The sequence below is a fragment of the Micromonospora sp. NPDC048999 genome, assembly GCF_040649295.1.
Classification (GTDB): Bacteria; Actinomycetota; Actinomycetes; order Mycobacteriales; family Micromonosporaceae; genus Micromonospora.
In genome coordinates this window covers 155,474-170,603 of record NZ_JBEZFI010000002.1, presented here as the reverse complement: position 1 = coordinate 170,603, position 15,130 = coordinate 155,474, and the positions used below count along the sequence as shown (strand labels likewise).

The 15,130-nt window shown below is 73.7% G+C and carries 12 protein-coding genes and 1 pseudogene; 6 read left to right on the top strand and 7 right to left on the bottom strand.

What is annotated here, in order from left to right; all coding sequences use genetic code 11:
- Window positions 1-336: 336 nt before the first annotated feature.
- The gene (locus tag AB0C02_RS05220; protein ID WP_357541344.1) at window positions 337-1,071 is read left to right on the top strand and encodes a PIG-L deacetylase family protein; all 735 of its coding nucleotides are present in this window, start codon (window positions 337-339) and stop codon (window positions 1,069-1,071) included.
- A 63-nt stretch (window positions 1,072-1,134) separates the two neighbouring features.
- On the opposite strand, the gene AB0C02_RS05215 is transcribed toward AB0C02_RS05220, so the two are convergent.
- Together AB0C02_RS05215 and AB0C02_RS05210 are read right to left on the bottom strand one after the other, a co-directional pair.
- Complete coding sequence (locus tag AB0C02_RS05215) at window positions 1,135-1,815, bottom strand: response regulator transcription factor (RefSeq protein WP_357541342.1); 681 nt, start codon at window positions 1,813-1,815, stop codon at window positions 1,135-1,137.
- 2 nt (window positions 1,816-1,817) lie between these two features.
- On the bottom strand, window positions 1,818-3,071 hold the full coding sequence (locus AB0C02_RS05210) for a PspC domain-containing protein (protein ID WP_357541802.1): 1,254 nt from the start codon (window positions 3,069-3,071) through the stop codon (window positions 1,818-1,820).
- A 187-nt stretch (window positions 3,072-3,258) separates the two neighbouring features.
- On the opposite strand from AB0C02_RS05210, the gene AB0C02_RS05205 reads away from it, so the two are divergent.
- From AB0C02_RS05205 to AB0C02_RS05195, 3 genes and pseudogenes are all read left to right on the top strand, one after another.
- Window positions 3,259-4,998 (top strand): PspC domain-containing protein, encoded by a 1,740-nt coding sequence (locus tag AB0C02_RS05205; RefSeq protein ID WP_357541340.1) that lies wholly within the window; start codon window positions 3,259-3,261, stop codon window positions 4,996-4,998.
- Window positions 4,995-5,189 (top strand): annotated as a pseudogene (locus AB0C02_RS05200) (hypothetical protein); the annotation flags it as partial. The gene AB0C02_RS05205 and the pseudogene AB0C02_RS05200, both read left to right, overlap by 4 nt.
- A 394-nt stretch (window positions 5,190-5,583) precedes the next feature.
- Window positions 5,584-6,831 carry a phosphatidylserine decarboxylase gene (locus tag AB0C02_RS05195; protein ID WP_357541338.1) on the top strand — a complete coding sequence of 416 codons (1,248 nt, stop codon included), beginning with the start codon at window positions 5,584-5,586 and terminating at the stop codon, window positions 6,829-6,831.
- 58 nt (window positions 6,832-6,889) lie between these two features.
- Here the strand turns inward: AB0C02_RS05195 and AB0C02_RS05190 are convergent, their stop codons facing one another.
- The 3 genes from AB0C02_RS05190 to AB0C02_RS05180 all read right to left on the bottom strand — a co-directional run bounded on the left by AB0C02_RS05190 (window position 6,890) and on the right by AB0C02_RS05180 (window position 10,115).
- Window positions 6,890-7,804: a CDP-alcohol phosphatidyltransferase family protein gene (locus AB0C02_RS05190; protein ID WP_357541336.1), complete on the bottom strand. Its 915-nt coding sequence runs from the start codon at window positions 7,802-7,804 to the stop codon at window positions 6,890-6,892.
- Window positions 7,805-8,149: 345 nt separating this feature from the next.
- Window positions 8,150-9,064 (bottom strand): NUDIX domain-containing protein, encoded by a 915-nt coding sequence (locus AB0C02_RS05185; RefSeq protein WP_357541800.1) that lies wholly within the window; start codon window positions 9,062-9,064, stop codon window positions 8,150-8,152.
- 103 nt (window positions 9,065-9,167) lie between these two features.
- On the bottom strand, window positions 9,168-10,115 hold the full coding sequence (locus AB0C02_RS05180) for an NUDIX domain-containing protein (RefSeq protein WP_357541334.1): 948 nt from the start codon (window positions 10,113-10,115) through the stop codon (window positions 9,168-9,170).
- A 144-nt stretch (window positions 10,116-10,259) separates the two neighbouring features.
- Here AB0C02_RS05180 and AB0C02_RS05175 point away from each other — a divergent pair, with 144 nt between their 5' ends.
- Window positions 10,260-10,553: a PspC domain-containing protein gene (locus tag AB0C02_RS05175; protein WP_357541332.1), complete on the top strand. Its 294-nt coding sequence runs from the start codon at window positions 10,260-10,262 to the stop codon at window positions 10,551-10,553.
- Between the two features lie 7 nt (window positions 10,554-10,560).
- Here the strand turns inward: AB0C02_RS05175 and guaA are convergent, their stop codons facing one another.
- Window positions 10,561-12,114: a glutamine-hydrolyzing GMP synthase gene (gene guaA, locus AB0C02_RS05170; protein WP_357541330.1), complete on the bottom strand. Its 1,554-nt coding sequence runs from the start codon at window positions 12,112-12,114 to the stop codon at window positions 10,561-10,563.
- Window positions 12,115-12,220: 106 nt separating this feature from the next.
- Window positions 12,221-13,915: a GMC family oxidoreductase gene (locus tag AB0C02_RS05165; protein ID WP_357541328.1), complete on the bottom strand. Its 1,695-nt coding sequence runs from the start codon at window positions 13,913-13,915 to the stop codon at window positions 12,221-12,223.
- An 84-nt stretch (window positions 13,916-13,999) separates the two neighbouring features.
- Between AB0C02_RS05165 and AB0C02_RS05160 the strand changes: the two genes are divergently transcribed.
- Window positions 14,000-15,127 carry an LCP family protein gene (locus tag AB0C02_RS05160; RefSeq protein ID WP_357541326.1) on the top strand — a complete coding sequence of 376 codons (1,128 nt, stop codon included), beginning with the start codon at window positions 14,000-14,002 and terminating at the stop codon, window positions 15,125-15,127.
- The last annotated feature ends 3 nt before the right edge of the window (window positions 15,128-15,130 follow it).

Here is a 15,130-nt window from a genome sequence, read left to right as displayed (position 1 = left end):
CAGTTCGGCGGTCTACCGCAGAGGAAGTCGGCACACCCCAGGGGCACCGTTCCGCCGGGCACCGCACACCGGGCGCACAACACCACGCAGGGCCGGCAGACACTCGACGTCACATCGAGGCGACATCGTGTGATCGGCAGGCCCGACTGAGGTGTCACACACCAGGGGTGAGGTGCTGCCACTGTGACACCCACCGGCCCGTTCCGTGAAGGTGCCGTTATCAAGCCGTTAGTTGGTTGCCACGTTGCCGATACTTGAGAAAAGATCGTGATAGGGGCGGGTCGTACCACTCTGAACAGGTACGACACGGTCGCGCACCCCGCGTAGGCTCGGGCTGTGAGCTTCCCCGCCTCGGCTCCGGTGCTCCCCGATGTCCGTCGGGCCCTGGCCGTATTTGCCCATCCGGACGATGTCGACTTCGGCTGCGCGGGCACGATTGCCGGCTGGGTGGACGAGGGCATCGACGTGGCGTACCTGATCGTGACCCGGGGCGACACCGGCGGGTTCGACGACACCCCGCGCGAGGAACTGCCCGCCCAGCGCGAGGCGGAGCAGCGGGCCGCAGCCGCCGTGGTCGGCGTCCACCGGGTCGACTTCCTCGACGGCCACCCCGACGGCCTGCTCGCCTCCGGCCCGGAGCTGCGCCGCCAGATCGCCGCCGCGATCCGCCGGTTCCGGCCGGACCGGGTCCTCACCAGCTCCCCGCTGCGCCGCTGGGAGATCCTCACCGGTCCGAGCCACCCCGACCACCTGGCCGTCGGCGAGGCCACCACCTGCGCGGTCTATCCCGACTCGCGCAACCGGTTCGCCTTCCCCGAACTGCTCGCCGAGGGCCTCGAGCCGTGGGTGGTCCGGGAGATCTGGTACGCGGGCGGCCCCGGGCCGGACCATGTCGTGGACGTGACCGACCGGGTCGACCAGAAGATCGCCGCGATGCGGGCGCACCACTCGCAGACCGCGCACCTGGACGTCGAGGCCTGGGTGCGCGACCTGCTCGGCGGGATCGCCGGCAACGCCGGGCTGCCCGCCGGGCGGCTCGCCGAGGCGTTCACCGTGCTGCGCACCGAGTGAGCCGGCGGCGCGCCGGCCCGGCGGCCTGGGCGAGAATGGTCGCGGGGCCGGCCGAGCGGGCGGTCAGACCAGCCGGCGGTCAGCCGCCCAGCGGGACAGCTCGTACCGGTTGGACATCTGGAGCTTGCGCAGCACGTTGGAGACGTGCGTCTCGACCGTCTTGATCGAGATGAACAGCTCCTTGGCGATCTCCTTGTACGCGTACCCCCGGGCCAGCAGCCGGAGCACCTCCCGCTCGCGGTTGGTGAGCTGGTCCAGCTCCGGGTCGGAGACCGGCGCGTCCGGCCGGGCCGCGAACGCGTCCAGCACGAACCCGGCCAGCCGAGGGCTGAACACCGCGTCCCCGTCGGCCACCCGGCGGATGGCGTCGGTCAGCTCGTCCGGGGAAATGGTCTTGGTGACGTAGCCCCGGGCGCCGGCCCGGATCAGCCCGATCACGTCCTCGGCCGCGTCGGAGACGCTCAACGCCAGGAACCGCACCTGCGGGTGGGTACGCCGCATCGCCTCCAGCACCGCCCGGCCACCGCCGTCCGGCATGTGCACGTCGAGCAACACCACGTCGGGCTGGGTCGCCGCGATCCGGCTGACCGCCTCGGCCACCGTGCTGGCCTCACCCACCACCTCGACGTGCCCGCCGAGCTCGGCGCGTACGCCCGCCCGGAACATGGCGTGGTCGTCGACGAGGAACACCCGCAGTCGCCCGTCCCGGGGTGCCGCCGCCTCGACCGGTCCCTGCTCGGCCATGGTCACCTGTCCCTTTCCGCGTTGGAGCCGGAGCCGCTGATCGGCAGGATCAGCCGGACCTCGGTCCCCTCTCCCGGCCCGGACCGGATCTCGGCCCGGCCGCCGTGCCGCCTCATCCGCCCGATGATCGAGCCCCGGACGCCGTGCCGGTGATCCTCCACGGTAGCCGGGTCGAAGCCCTTGCCCCGGTCCCGTACGAAGACGCTGACCTGGTCCGGCTCCACCTCGGCGTAGAGCGACACCGTCTGCACCCCGGCGTGCCGCGCCGCGTTGACCAACGCCTCCCGGGCGGCGGCGACCAGCGCGCCCACCCGCTCGTCGGTCTCCCGGTCGCCGACCACCACCGTCTCGACCGTGATGGCGAAGGTGTCCTCCACCTCGGCGGCGGCCTGCTCCAGGGCGGCGGCGAACCGCTCCGTCGGCGAGGCGGTCGGCTTGTAGAGCCAGTTCCGCAGCGACCGCTCCTGGCCACGGGCCAGCCGTTGGACGGTCTTGACGTCGCTGGCATTGCGCTGGATCAGGGCGAGGGTGTGCAGCACCTGGTCGTGCACCATCGCCGCCAGCTCGGCGCGTTCCTGCTCCCGGATGCGCCCCTCGCGCTCCGAGCGCAGTTGGTTCCAGGTACGCCAGAGCATCGGCCCCGTCACCACGCCGACGCCGGCCAGCCCGACCAGCGCGAAGATCACGCCGTTGAGCACGGCGTCGAAGTTCTGCACCGGCGAGTAGACCGCGGCCACGCCGATGATGCCGACGGCGACGAGCACCCCGCCGCCGACGAAGCGCAGCACGAACGAGCGCCGGTCGCTCTCCTCCACCACCGCGCCCAGCCACGGCACCGCCATCGACCCGCTCCGTTGCTGGCGGCGTTCCGGCGCGGACTGGTGCCAGATCACACCGGCGCCGACCGCGATGATCGCGACCAGCCAACCGGCGGTGCCGGCGGCGCCGACCGAGTGGAAGGCCATCATCTGCACCAGCAGCACGCCCAGCCCGATCGCCACGAAGGGCAGGAGTTGGGCGAGGTCACGGCGGGGCGGGGCGGCGGTGTCGCCCGGGCGGGGCGGAACGACCGCCCAGAAGGCGGCGTACAGCAGCAGCCCGAGACCGTTCAGCCCGAGCAGCACCATGAAGGCGATCCGGACGCGGAGCACCGACATGCCGAGGTGCTCGGCGATGCCGGCGGCCACCCCCGCGGCCAACCGGTGCTCGGTGGCGCGATAGAGCCGCGGCGGATGCGGGGTCGCGGTGCTGCTGATGGGAGGCTCCCCGGGTTGGGCGGACGGTGCTGGCGACCGGCCGTGCCGGTGCCGCTTCGATCGTCACATGCCCACACCGCAGGCGACCATCGGGACGGCCCCGACATTCACGGTGGCAGGATCTCAGGGTGGCGTCAGGGTCGGCTCCGGAGGACGTTCGGGCGGCGCGCACCGCAGTATCGAAGGCATGACCGAGGAAGCTGCCCCTCCGCCCCGGCCCGGGGCGGAGGCACAGGACGGGCCACCGCCACCCCCGCCGACCGGCCCCGCCGGGCCGCCGCCGGGCGCGCCGACCACCGGCTCCGCGCCGTTCGGCGCGCCGCCCCCCGGGTACGCCCCACCGCCCGGCGGCGCCGGCTTCACCTCCCGGTACGGGCTGGTCCGCCCGCGGGACGGTCGCTACCTGGCTGGCGTCTGCGCCGCCATCGGCCGGGCCACCAACACCGACCCGGTGCTGTGGCGGGTGCTCCTCGCCGTGCTGGGCTTCTTCGGAGGCATCGGCATCCTGATCTACCTCGCCGCCTGGTTGATCATTCCCGGCGAGGGGGACACCGCCTCCCCGGTGGAGTCGATGCTCGGCCGAGGCCGGTCGAGCATGTCGCCGACCACCGTGATCGTGCTCAGCATCGTGGTCGCGATCGGCTTCGGCTACATCGTCACCGACGCGCTCCGGGCGATCCTGCTCGGTGCGGTGATCCTGATCGGCGGCGCGCTGCTGCTCAACCGCCAGCCGCGGGCCACGGCGGACCGGCAGCCCGCCGGGGCCGGGCCGGCCCCGGGTCCGGTGCCGCCGGCAGCCTGGCCGTCGGCCGCTACCGGCAGGCCCGGCGGCGGCCCGATGTCCGGTCCCGCCGGGCCGGCGAGCGCCCCGGCGGGCTGGGGCGGGACTCCCGCCGGCGCCGCCCCCCAGCCGGCCTGGCCGGCGACTGGCACCGCCACCGGCTCGGTCTGGCCCGGGGCAGCGCCACCCGCGCAGCGCGCGGCCTGGTCGAATCCGGCGCAGCCGGCCGCCGGGTACGGCCCCGAACCGGGCACGCAGCCGATCGCGGACGCTCCGGGCGCGGAGCAGACCGCCCGGATGCCCGCGGAGCCGACGGTCACCGAGACCATGGCCGGGCACCAGCCGGCCTGGCCGGGCACGCCCACCACCGCCCCGCTCGGGCCACCGATCCCCGCACCGTCCCCGTCGCCGGTGGGTGCGCCGCTGCCGCCCGGCGGGTACCGGCCGCCCTTCGCGCCGCACGGCCCGTACGCCGGTCCGTACCCACCGCCGCCGCCGGCACCGCCACGGCCGACACGGCCGCCGAAGCGGCCGAAGGAACGCTCCGCGCTCGGCGCGGTCACCTTCTCGCTGATCTTCCTGGCGCTCGGCGTGGTGGCCGTGCTCGACCTGCTGCACGTCTTCCCGATCGGGGCGGCCGGATACTTCGCCGCGGCGCTGGCCACCATCGGGATCGGACTGCTGGTGGGCACCTGGTTCGGCCGGGCCCGCTGGCTGATCGCGCTCGGCCTGGTCATCGCGGCGGCGCTCGGCATCGCCACGGTGGCCGAGTCCTACGACCGGGTCGGCGGGATCAACGGCAACGTCACCTGGGCACCGCCCGACTATCAGTCCCTGGCCGTCCGCTACAAGAAGAACTTCGGAGACGCGGTGCTCGACCTGCGCGCGGTGGACTTCGACCAGAAGGACACGCAGGTCACTGTGGAGGTAAACCTCGGCAAACTGACGGTATACGTGCCGCCGGAGGTCGACGTGACCACCGTGGCCAGCGTGAACGCCGGGGACGCGACCGTCTTCGGCAAACGCTCCAGCGGCCTCAACGGCACCGAGTGGGAGACCACCGATCTCGGACCGGACGGCCGCGGCGGGGGCACCCTGCGACTGCTCATCCATATCAACGCCGGAGAACTGGAGGTGACCCGGTGAAGGCCCACCGCACCGACGTCGTGTCGTTCGCCTTCGGGCTGGTCTTCGTCGCCCTCGCCGTCTGGTGGCTGCTCGCCCGGATCCTCGAGCTCGTCCTGCCCCCGGTGGGCTGGTTCCTGGCCGGCGCGCTCATCCTGGTGGGGCTGCTGAGCCTGGTCGGCGCGCTGCGATCGGCGCGACACGCCGATCCGCAGCCGACCGGCCCCGGGTCGGCGGCCACCGTCGCCGCGCCTGGGTTGAGCGGCACCCCGACCAGCGGCGGGCCCAGCGTGTCGGCCACCGACGAGTGGGTCACCGACACCGTCGACAGTCCCGAGTGGCCGGCCGGCCGGAGCGCGACCGGCGACCCGCGTACCGATGGGGACGAACCGGGCCGCGACGAGCGGTGACGGGCTGACCACGACGGTGCGGGGCACCAGCGGCGGCGCATATGCTGACTGGCGGAGATCTCGCCTCCGCCGGCCGGCCCACCCCGTGGCGCCCGGCACTCCCGGTCACCGGGCACCGTCCCACGGCCCCGGCCGGCCAGGTCGCCGTGGCGGTCCCGCCGCGTCCCGTCTCTATCTCGTCAGGAGCCCGTCCGACATGACCCAGTCCCCCGCCGTACGCACCCCCGGCCCGTCCGGCCCGGTCCGCGTCGGCGAGCGCGCCGCCCGTACCCTCGTCGCCGAGTTCACCCGGCGTAACGATTCGAAGGCCGCCCTGCTGGTCGGCGTGACCCCGGAGTCCGCGGTGCTGGCCGCCGCGATCGACGCGCTGCTCCCCGATGACCGGCTCACCGTCGTGCCGGCGGAGGGCTGCTCACCGGCCGCGCTGCGCGAGCACGTGACGGCCCAGGGCCGCTGGGTCGCTGACCGGGTACGCGTCGACGACACCCTCGCCGAGGCGGACGCCGCCGATGTGGTCATCGCCGCCGAACCGTTCGGCGGCACCGCCGACGAGACCCGGGCGGCCGTCGACGGGCTGTCGAAACACCTCGCCGAGGGCGGCGTGCTGAGCGTCGCCGCGCCCCTCTTCCGCGGCGAGGGCGCTGGCGCCGAACTGGACCGGCACGGCCTGCTGCACGGGGTCCGCACCGACCTGGTGCTGCGCAACTCTCCACCGGTACGGGTGCACCACCTCCGCTTCACCCCGGTGCCCGTCGCGCTCGCCGCCCGGCTCGCGCCCGCGTACCGGCCGTCGAGCGTGCCGTTGACCCGGAACATGCACATCGACTCCAACGGCGTGGCGGCGGCCGGCATCAGCCTCGGCCTGGCCGCGCTGACCCGGCTGGCCCGGCCGAAGTCGAAGCTCTGGCTGCTGCCGGCGCTGGCCGCCGCGCCGGTGGCCGCGTTCTTCCGGGACCCGGAGCGGGACGTCCCGGAGGACCCGGCGGCCGTGGTCGCCGCGGCGGACGGCCAGGTCCTGTCGGTGCAGCGGCTGCACGACGAGCGTTTCGGCGACGGCGAGTGGCTGCGGATCGCGGTCTTCCTCTCCGTGCTGGACGTGCACGTCAACCGCTCCCCGGTGGCCGGCAAGGTGGTCGACTACTTCGTCGCGGACGGCGGGTTCGTCAACGCGATGAAGCCGGGCGCCGAGCACAACGTGGCGGCGTACACGGTGCTCGACACCGAGCACGGCACGGTGGTGGTCGCGCAGCGTACCGGCCTGATCGCGCGGCGGATCGTGCAGCGGGCACCGGTCGGCGCGCTGCTCGCCCGGGGCGAGCGCTTCGGTCTGATCCGGTTCGGCTCGCGTACCGACGTCTACCTGCCGGCGGAGGCGGCCGAGCCGCTGGTCGGCCCCGGCGACAAGGTGGTCGGCGGCTCGTCCGTGATCGCCCGCTGGAGCTGACCCGGGCATGAAAAGGGGGCGCCCGCTCGTCGCGGCGCCCCCTTTTTGCTGGAACGGGTCAGGCGGTACGGCGCTGGTGCAGCCACAGCACCGGGCCGCTGAACAGGTAGCCCACCACCACGAGGGCGAAGGTGAGCCGGATGTCGATCAGCGCGCCGACCACCGGAGCCAGCCAGAGCCACGGCGGCAGCTTCACCAGCCGGGCGAGCTTCGCGTACGGGAAGCTGGAGACCATGGCGAAGGCGAGCAGCGTCACCCCGGCGACCATCACCAGGCCGGGCACCGGCAGCCCGATCGCCACGGTCAGGGCCAGCACGGCCGCCGCCATGGTGGTCGGTACGCCGCAGAAGAACCGCCCGTCCTTCGGCGATACGTTGAACCGGGCGAGCCGGATCGCGGCGCAGGCCGCGACCAGGGCGCAGGCCACGGCGGCGGCCGCCGGCCGGACCGAACCGGCCAGCGAGGCGTAGACCACCACCGGCGCGGCGATGCCGAACGAGCACATATCGGCCAGCGAGTCCATCTGGGCGCCGAACGGGCTGGCCACACCGAGCTTGCGGGCCAACGCGCCGTCCAGGCCGTCGAACCCGACGCAGGCGATGAGGCAGAGCGCCGCGGGCCGGACCTCGGCCCGCATGGCCAGGAAGATCGCCAGCATGCCGAGCATCAGGCTGCTCAGGGTGCAGGCGTTGACCAGGGCGAACTTGGCCCGGCGGCCAGCGGTGCGGGCACCCGGCAGGAGCGGAATCGACATCGCCGGCGCCTCGTCGGCCGCCGCCGCCGGCGCGAGCGCCGGGCTGACCGGCAGCACTGCCTCGGTGGCCTCCGGGTCGAGCCGACCGTAGCGACGGCGCTGGCGGTCGGTGCGGCGGTGGTCGGGGGCGATCAGGTCGGTCGCGGGCGCGGCAGCGCCATCCCGGCGGCCCACCCGGACCAGCAGCACCTGGCGGGCGAACGTGCTGCTGCGGCGCAAGCCGCCCGCCCAGCGACGCCCTGCGGGGCGCGGACTGTCAGTCGTACGACGCCGGCGCCATAGGGCTCTCGGCACGTTTCCTCCATCACCGGATCGGCTGGCCGCCCCTCGGGCGGGTGTCCGGCTGTCTCGTGCCGGACCATTCCGGCCCGGCAGCCCGTTTGCGGGAGTACACCATTGCACAGGGGACAGGGGCTTGGCGATAGCTGTCAGCACTACTTGTAACCGACTTAACCGCGCGAACCGCTCACTCATTCCCATCTCGGGCGTCAACGCCCGTTTCGTCGGCCCAACCCCGGCCTCCGACTGTACCGGAGGCGTCCGCCTCGGCCGAACGAGCGGGCGTCACCCGCTTCGATGCCCGGTGGCCAGGACCGCCACGTCGGTCATCGGCAGGCCGTCGATCTCCTCGGGAGCGAACCAGGCGGCCGCCGCGGTGGAGCCGCCGGCGAGTTCGGTCACCACCGCATCGGTCGGGGCGTCGACGCGTACCCGATAAATCACCCGAACACCGTGCCAGTCCAGCGGTCGCCCCTCGGGGCCGAGCGCGGCGGGATTGTGCAGATTGTCGACGGCCAGCAGGTCCACCACCCGGCCGAGCTGGCCGGCCTCCTCCACCAGTTCGCGCAGCAGCCCGGCCGCCGGCTGCTCGCCGTGGTCGGTGCCGCCGCCGGGCAGGTGCCAACTACCGGCCCCCGGGTACCCGTCGGCGATCATCGTGAGCAGCACCCGCCCGGCCGGATCGGTGACCAGCCCGTACGCGGCGAAGCGCTGCCGCCGGTCGGCGGTGGGGGCGGCGGCCGGGGCGGGCGGCAGGGCCCGGGGCAGGTCGGCCGGCAGGGGGGAGACGGGAATCCCGAGCAACTCGGCGGTGAATGGCATCAGCGGTCGGCCCGCCGCGTCGTCCGGCGTGCACCAGCCCAGCTCGTCGCTGCCGCCGGCCGGCTCCGGGCGGAGTGCGCCGCCGCGCGCCTCGATGTCGAAGATCAGCCGGTCGGTGTGCAGTGCGACGCCCGCGTCCCGGACGACGGCCACGTCGGCGACGGCGGCCCGGATCGTGGTCACCTCGACGTCGAGCCCGGTCCCCTCGGCGAACTCGCGCACCACTGCGGTCTCGGGATGCTCCGCGTGCTCGATGACGCCGCCGGGCAACTGCCACACCCCCGGATACGGACACCCGGCCGCCCCCCGGGCCAGCAGCACCCGCCCCCACTCGTCCCGCAGAACCCCGTACGCCCCGATCCGCCGCCGCTCCTCCACCAGCCCCGCCTCCCGCTCGCTCACACCCCGTCGATCATGAGGCTAGCGGCACCGAGACGGACATAACGCACCGTCAACCTCATGATCAACCGGGAGGGGCGGGTCAGATGAGTTGGGCGGCTTGGACGGCTTCGGCGGTTACCTCTGTGAGGCGGTCCGTGGGGAGGGCGTTGAGCTCCTCGCGGCGGAACCAGCGGGCCTCGCAGGTGGAGCCGCCCACGTCGGCCACCGTGGGCGGGGCCGGCTGGTCGACGACCACCCGGTAGAAGGCGCGTACGCCGTGCCAGTCGATCGGGTAGCCCTCCGGGCCGAGCGAGGCGGCGTCCCGGTGGCTGGCGACGCCGAGCAGCTCGACCAGGCGGCCGGTCTGCCCGGTCTCCTCCACCAGCTCGCGGATCAGCGCGGCGCCCGGCTGCTCGCCGTAGTCGGTGCCGCCGCCCGGCAGATGCCAGCAGCCGGCGCCCGGATAGCCGTCGGAGACCCGGGTGAGCAGCACCCGCTCGTCCGGATCGGTCACCACCGCGTACGCGGCGAAGCGCTGCGCACGGTGGAGCCCGTCGGGGCCGGGGACCGCGTAGAACGAGGGGAACTCCGGAACCTCCTCCGGCACGATGTCGGCGGTGGCGGAGGACAGGCCCAGGGCGCGCGCGGTGAACGAGCGCAGCGGCAGCTCCCGGGCCTCGTCGAGGGTGAACCAGCGGGCCAGGTCCGTCGGGCGGCCCTCCCGGTCGGCCAGCGTCCCGCCCCGCACCGAGACCTCGTAGAGCAGGCGGTCGGTGTGGATGGTGATGCCGCGCTCGGGCAGGGCCCGCATGTCGGCGATCACATCCTGGAGGCCGGAGACGGCGACCGAGAGACCGGTCTCCGCCGCGGTTTCCCGGACGACGGTGTGGTTCGGGTCCTCACCGTGGTCGACCGCCCCGCCCGGCAGTGACCAGGTGCCCGGTGTGCCGGAGCGCTCCGATGCGCGGACCAGCAACACTCGGTCGTCTGAATCAGCACAAACTGCGTATGCCGCGATCCTGCGGAGCGGCTCCAGCGTGGTGGTCACGGGGTCAAATTCTCCCCTGGCCCGGTTACCGCCATCGAGAAGAGTCGGATTCCTGACTCCAGCCTGGCGTATCAGGGATTGGTCAGGGTAGAGGTCCGGGCGGTCACCGAGGTTTTCGGCCGCCTGGTGCGGGACCGTTGAGCCATGACCTACCAAAACCCCTCCCAGGCCCCGTACAAGCAGCTCCGCCGGCCCGTCACCGACCGCATGGTGGCCGGCGTGGCCAGCGGCCTCGGTCGCTACTTCGCCGTCGACCCCACCCTGGTCCGGGTCGGCTTCGCCGTCGCCACCCTGTTCAGCGGCGGCCTCGCCGCGCTGGCGTACCTGGTCATGTGGTTCCTGATGCCGGAGGAGCCGGCCGGCGCTCCCGCCTGGCCGCACCCGGCGGACACCGCCCCGGGCTGGCCGCCGACGCCGCCGACGCCGCCCACCGCGTGAGGAGGTGTCACTCCCACTCGATGGTGCCCGGCGGCTTGCTGGTCACGTCCAGGACCACCCGGTTGACCTCGGCGACCTCGTTGGTGATCCGGGTGGAGATCCGGGCGAGCACCTCGTAGGGCAGCCGGGACCAGTCGGCGGTCATCGCGTCCTCGCTGGAGACCGGACGCAGCACCACGGGGTGGCCGTAGGTGCGCCCGTCGCCCTGCACCCCGACGCTGCGCACGTCGGCCAGGAGCACCACCGGGAACTGCCAGACATCCCGGTCCAGGCCGGCGGCGGACAACTCCTGCCGGGCGATCAGGTCGGCCTTGCGGAGCACGGCGAGCCGTTCCTCGTCGACCGCGCCGATGATCCGGATGGCCAGGCCCGGGCCCGGGAACGGGTGCCGCCAGACCATCGCCTCGGGCAGCCCCAACTGCAGGCCGAGCGTGCGGACCTCGTCCTTGAAGAGCGTGCGCAGCGGCTCGACCAGGGCGAACTTCAGGTCCTCCGGCAGGCCACCGACGTTGTGGTGGCTCTTGATGTTGGCGGTGCCGGTGCCGCCGCCGGACTCCACCACGTCCGGGTAGAGCGTGCCCTGCACCAGGAACTCGACGTCGCCGTGCGCGGCGATCTCCCGGGCGGCGGCCTCGAAGACCCGGATGAACTCCCGGCCGATGATCTTGCGCTTCTGCTCGGGATCCGTCACTCCGGCGAGGGCCCCGAGGAACCGCTCCCGGGCGTCGACCACCTTGAGCTTGATGCCGGTGGCCGCGACGTAGTCCTTCTCCACCTGCTCGGCCTCACCGGCGCGCAGCAGGCCGTGGTCGACGAAGACGCAGGTGAGCTGGTCACCGACGGCCTTGTGCACCAGCGCCGCGGCGACCGCCGAGTCGACGCCGCCGCTCAGGCCGCAGATGACCTCCTTGTCGCCGACCTGCTCGCGGATCCGGGCGACCTGCTCGTCGATGATGTTCTCGGGCGTCCAGGTCGGCTCGATGCCGGCGATGTCGTAGAGGAAGCGGGTGAGCATCTCCTGCCCGTGGGCGGTGTGCCCGACCTCCGGGTGGAACTGCACGCCGGCCCGCCGGCCGGCCAGATCCTCGAACGCGGCGACCGGCGCGCCCGCCGACTCGGCGGTGACCGTGAAACCGGCCGGCGCCTCGGTGACGCAGTCGCCGTGGCTCATCCAGACCGGCACGTCGTCCGGGAGGTCGCGGAGCAGCACGCCGGCGTCGGCGCGGGCGTGCAGCGGGGTGCCGCCGTACTCCCGGTTGCCGGTCCGGGAAACCGTGCCGCCGAGCGCCTGGGCCATCGCCTGGAAGCCGTAGCAGATGCCGAAGACCGGCACCCCGGCGTCGAACATGCCGGCGTCGATCTGCGGGGCATCCGGGGCGTAGACGCTGGCCGGGCCGCCGGACAGGATGATCGCGGCCGGGTTCTTCGCCAGCATCTCGGCGACCGGCATGGAGTGCGGGACGATCTCCGAGTAGACCCTCGCCTCGCGTACGCGGCGCGCGATGAGCTGGGCGTACTGGGCTCCGAAGTCCACCACGAGGACGGGGCGAGGCGTGCTCATGTGCAGAAAGCCTACCGACAGTCACCGGCGATCCGGACGCGCCCCGGCTGCGAGGTTGTTAACAGGGGGCCGCGGCCCTACCGGAGGCGTTAACCGGGGCCCCTCCCTACCTCAGCGCGGCGGGGGCGTGGGCGGGGACCGCCGGCTCCCGCGGCGGGACCGGGTCCAGCCGGCGGTACGCCGAGCCGAGCGGCGGGCGCGGATCCGCCTCGCCCCTGTTGGGCCAGAACGACATGGCCCGCTCGGCCTGCGCCGTGATGGTCAACGACGGGTTGACCCCGAGGTTGGCCGAGACTGCCGCGCCGTCCACCACGTGCAGCCCCGGGTGCCCGAAGACCCGGTGGTACGGGTCGATCACCCCACGCTCAGGGGTGGCCCCGATCACCACCCCGCCGAGGATGTGCGCGGTCATCGGGATGTCGAACGGCTCGGTGACCGCGCCGCCGGGCGTACCGTCGATCTCCTCGGCGAGCAGCCGGACGGCCTCGTTGCCGGCCGGGATCCAGGTCGGGTTGGGAGCGCCGTGCCCGGGGCCGGAGACCAGCCGCCGGCCGAACACGCCCCGGCGGAGCCGGGTGGTGAGCGAGTTGTCCGCCGACTGCATGACCAGGGCGATCACGGTCCGCTCGGACCAGCGGCGGACGGAGAGCATGCGCACGGCGAGCCCGGGCTGCCGGACCATGCTGCCCAACCAGCGCCGGGCCCGGCGCGGGCCACCGTCGACCAGCAGCGACTGGAGCAGGCCCATCGCGTTGGAGCCCCGGCCGTAGCGGACCGGCTCAATGTGGGTCTGCGGGTCCGGGTGGAACGAACTGGTGATCGCCGCCCCCTCGGTGAAGTCGAGCCCACGCCGCCGGGCCTCGCGGGCGCCGACCGAGGCGCCGAGGATCGCCTCCGAGTTGGTCCGGGTCAGCTCGCCCAGACGGGGCGAGAGCCCGGGCAACGCCCCGCTGGCCCGCATCGTGTGCAGGAGCCGCTGGGTGCCCAGCGCGCCCGCCGCGAAAACCACCTGGTCGGCGTGGATCACCTGGCGGTGCCGGCGCAGCCAGGTCCCGGTGCGCTCGGTGTGCACCGCGTACCCGCCGCCGGTGGCCGGCCGGACGGCGGTCACCGTGGTCAGCGGGTGCACCTCGACGCCCAGCCGCTCGGCCAGCCAGAGGTAGTTCTTGACCAGGGTGTTCTTCGCGCCCTGCCGGCAGCCGGTCAGGCAGGAGCCGCAGTGGGTGCACCCGGTGCGGTCCGGCCCGGCCCCGCCGAAGTACGGGTCGGCCGCCCGCTCGCCGGGCCGGCCGATGTGCACCCCGACGGGGGTGGCGTGAAAGGTGTGCCCCACCCCCATCCGCTCGGCCACCGCCCGCATCGCCCGGTCCGCCCTGGTGACCACCGGGTACGCGGTGACCCCGAGCATCCGCTTCGCCTGGTCGTAGTGGCGGGCCAGTTCGTCGCGCCAGTCGGTGATGTCCCGCCACTGCGGATCGTTGTAGAACGCGTCGAGGGGCTCGTAGAGGGTGTTCGCGTAGACCAGGGAGCCGCCCCCCACCCCCGCGCCGGAGAGCACCAGGACCGCGCCGCCGGCCTTCCGGCCGGCCGAGCGCAGCAGGTCGAGCCGTTGCAGGCCGTAGCAGCCGAGCCTCGGGGCCCACAGGAAACGCCGCACCCGCCAGGACGTCTCCGGAAATTCGTCGTCGGCGAAGCGCCGGCCGGCCTCCAGGACGCCGACCGTGTAGCCCTTCTCGGCGAGCCGGAGCGCGGTGACGCTGCCGCCGAAGCCGGACCCGATGACGACCACGTCGTACCGCATGAACGCATCATTACCAACGGGTAGCCATAGCGCCAGTGAGAGTTCGTCGCAGATCATGCAGAGCGCTGGGAGAAGGGGGCCACGATGACCGGTACGAGACCGAGACGACGTTGGCCGCTGGCGCTGGCGGCCCTGGCAGCGGTGCTGCTGGTCGCCGCTGGCGGGGTGGTCGCCATCCGGCTGGTCTCCCGCCCGTCCCCGGTCGCCTCCCCCGGCCCGACCGCCGACCCGGCCACGCCCTCCCCGTCCGCCAGCACACCAGCCCCGTCCCCGGCCAGCCCCACCCCACCGCCGGGTGCCGACCTCACCGGCCCGCTCAACCTGCTGCTGGTCGGGGTGGACACCCGGGTCAGCGTGCCGGGTTGGGAACCGCACGCCGACGCGGTGCTCATCCTGCACGTGCCGGCCGGGCTGGACCGGGCGTACCTCTTCTCACTCCCCCGCGACCTGGTGGTCGACATTCCGGCCTACCCGAAGTCCGGCTACCCGGGCGGCCGCACCAAGCTGACCCACGCGATGAGCTACGGCAGCCGGGTCCGTGGCGACCAGGCCCACCCGAGTGCCGCCCAGGGGTACGAACTGCTGCGCACCACGGTCAGCCGCTACACCGGGCTGCGCATCGACGCCGGCGCGGTGCTCACCTTCGCCGGCCTCACCAAGCTGGTCAACACCCTCGACGGCGTGGACCTCTATGTCGACCAGCGGGTCGCGTCGATCCACCGCCGGCCCGACGGGCGGTACCGGGATCGGGTCGGCGACAGCTACACCGGACCGCAGATGGTCTACGAGAAGGGCGAGCGCCACCTGACCGGCTGGCAGGCGCTGGACTACGCCCGGCAGCGCTACACCGCCGGCGGCGACTACACCCGGCAGCGCCACCAGCAGCAGCTGATCCGGGCGCTGGCCCGCAAGATCCTCGACCCGGGGCTGGCCCGGGACCCGGCGCGGGTCGAGCAGGTGGCGGACGCTCTCGGCGACACCCTGGTGTACGCCGGTGGCGGGCGCCGGCTGGTGGAATTCGCGTACGCCCTGGGCGGGTTGAGCGCGGACGCCTTCGTCCTGGTCGGGCTCCCCGGCGACGCGGTCTCCAGCGGCGGTTCCTACCAGGGCGAGCAACTCCTGCCCATGGGCCGGCAGTTTCTCGCCGCGCTACGCGGCGGCACCGTCGACGACTTCCTCACCGCGCACCCGAAGCTGCGGGTGAAGACCTGAGCA

Bases quoted from the DNA above. Each gene is read 5' to 3' on its own strand.
- AB0C02_RS05215 (WP_357541342.1), bottom strand. From the start codon at position 1,815: ATGGCCGAGCAGGGACCGGTCGAGGCGGCGGCACCCCGGGACGGGCGA.
- AB0C02_RS05205 (WP_357541340.1), top strand. From the start codon at position 3,259: ATGACCGAGGAAGCTGCCCCTCCGCCCCGGCCCGGGGCGGAGGCACAG.
- AB0C02_RS05195 (WP_357541338.1), top strand. From the start codon at position 5,584: ATGACCCAGTCCCCCGCCGTACGCACCCCCGGCCCGTCCGGCCCGGTC.
- AB0C02_RS05175 (WP_357541332.1), top strand. From the start codon at position 10,260: ATGACCTACCAAAACCCCTCCCAGGCCCCGTACAAGCAGCTCCGCCGG.
- guaA (WP_357541330.1), bottom strand. From the start codon at position 12,114: ATGAGCACGCCTCGCCCCGTCCTCGTGGTGGACTTCGGAGCCCAGTAC.
- AB0C02_RS05165 (WP_357541328.1), bottom strand. From the start codon at position 13,915: ATGCGGTACGACGTGGTCGTCATCGGGTCCGGCTTCGGCGGCAGCGTC.
- AB0C02_RS05160 (WP_357541326.1), top strand. From the start codon at position 14,000: ATGACCGGTACGAGACCGAGACGACGTTGGCCGCTGGCGCTGGCGGCC.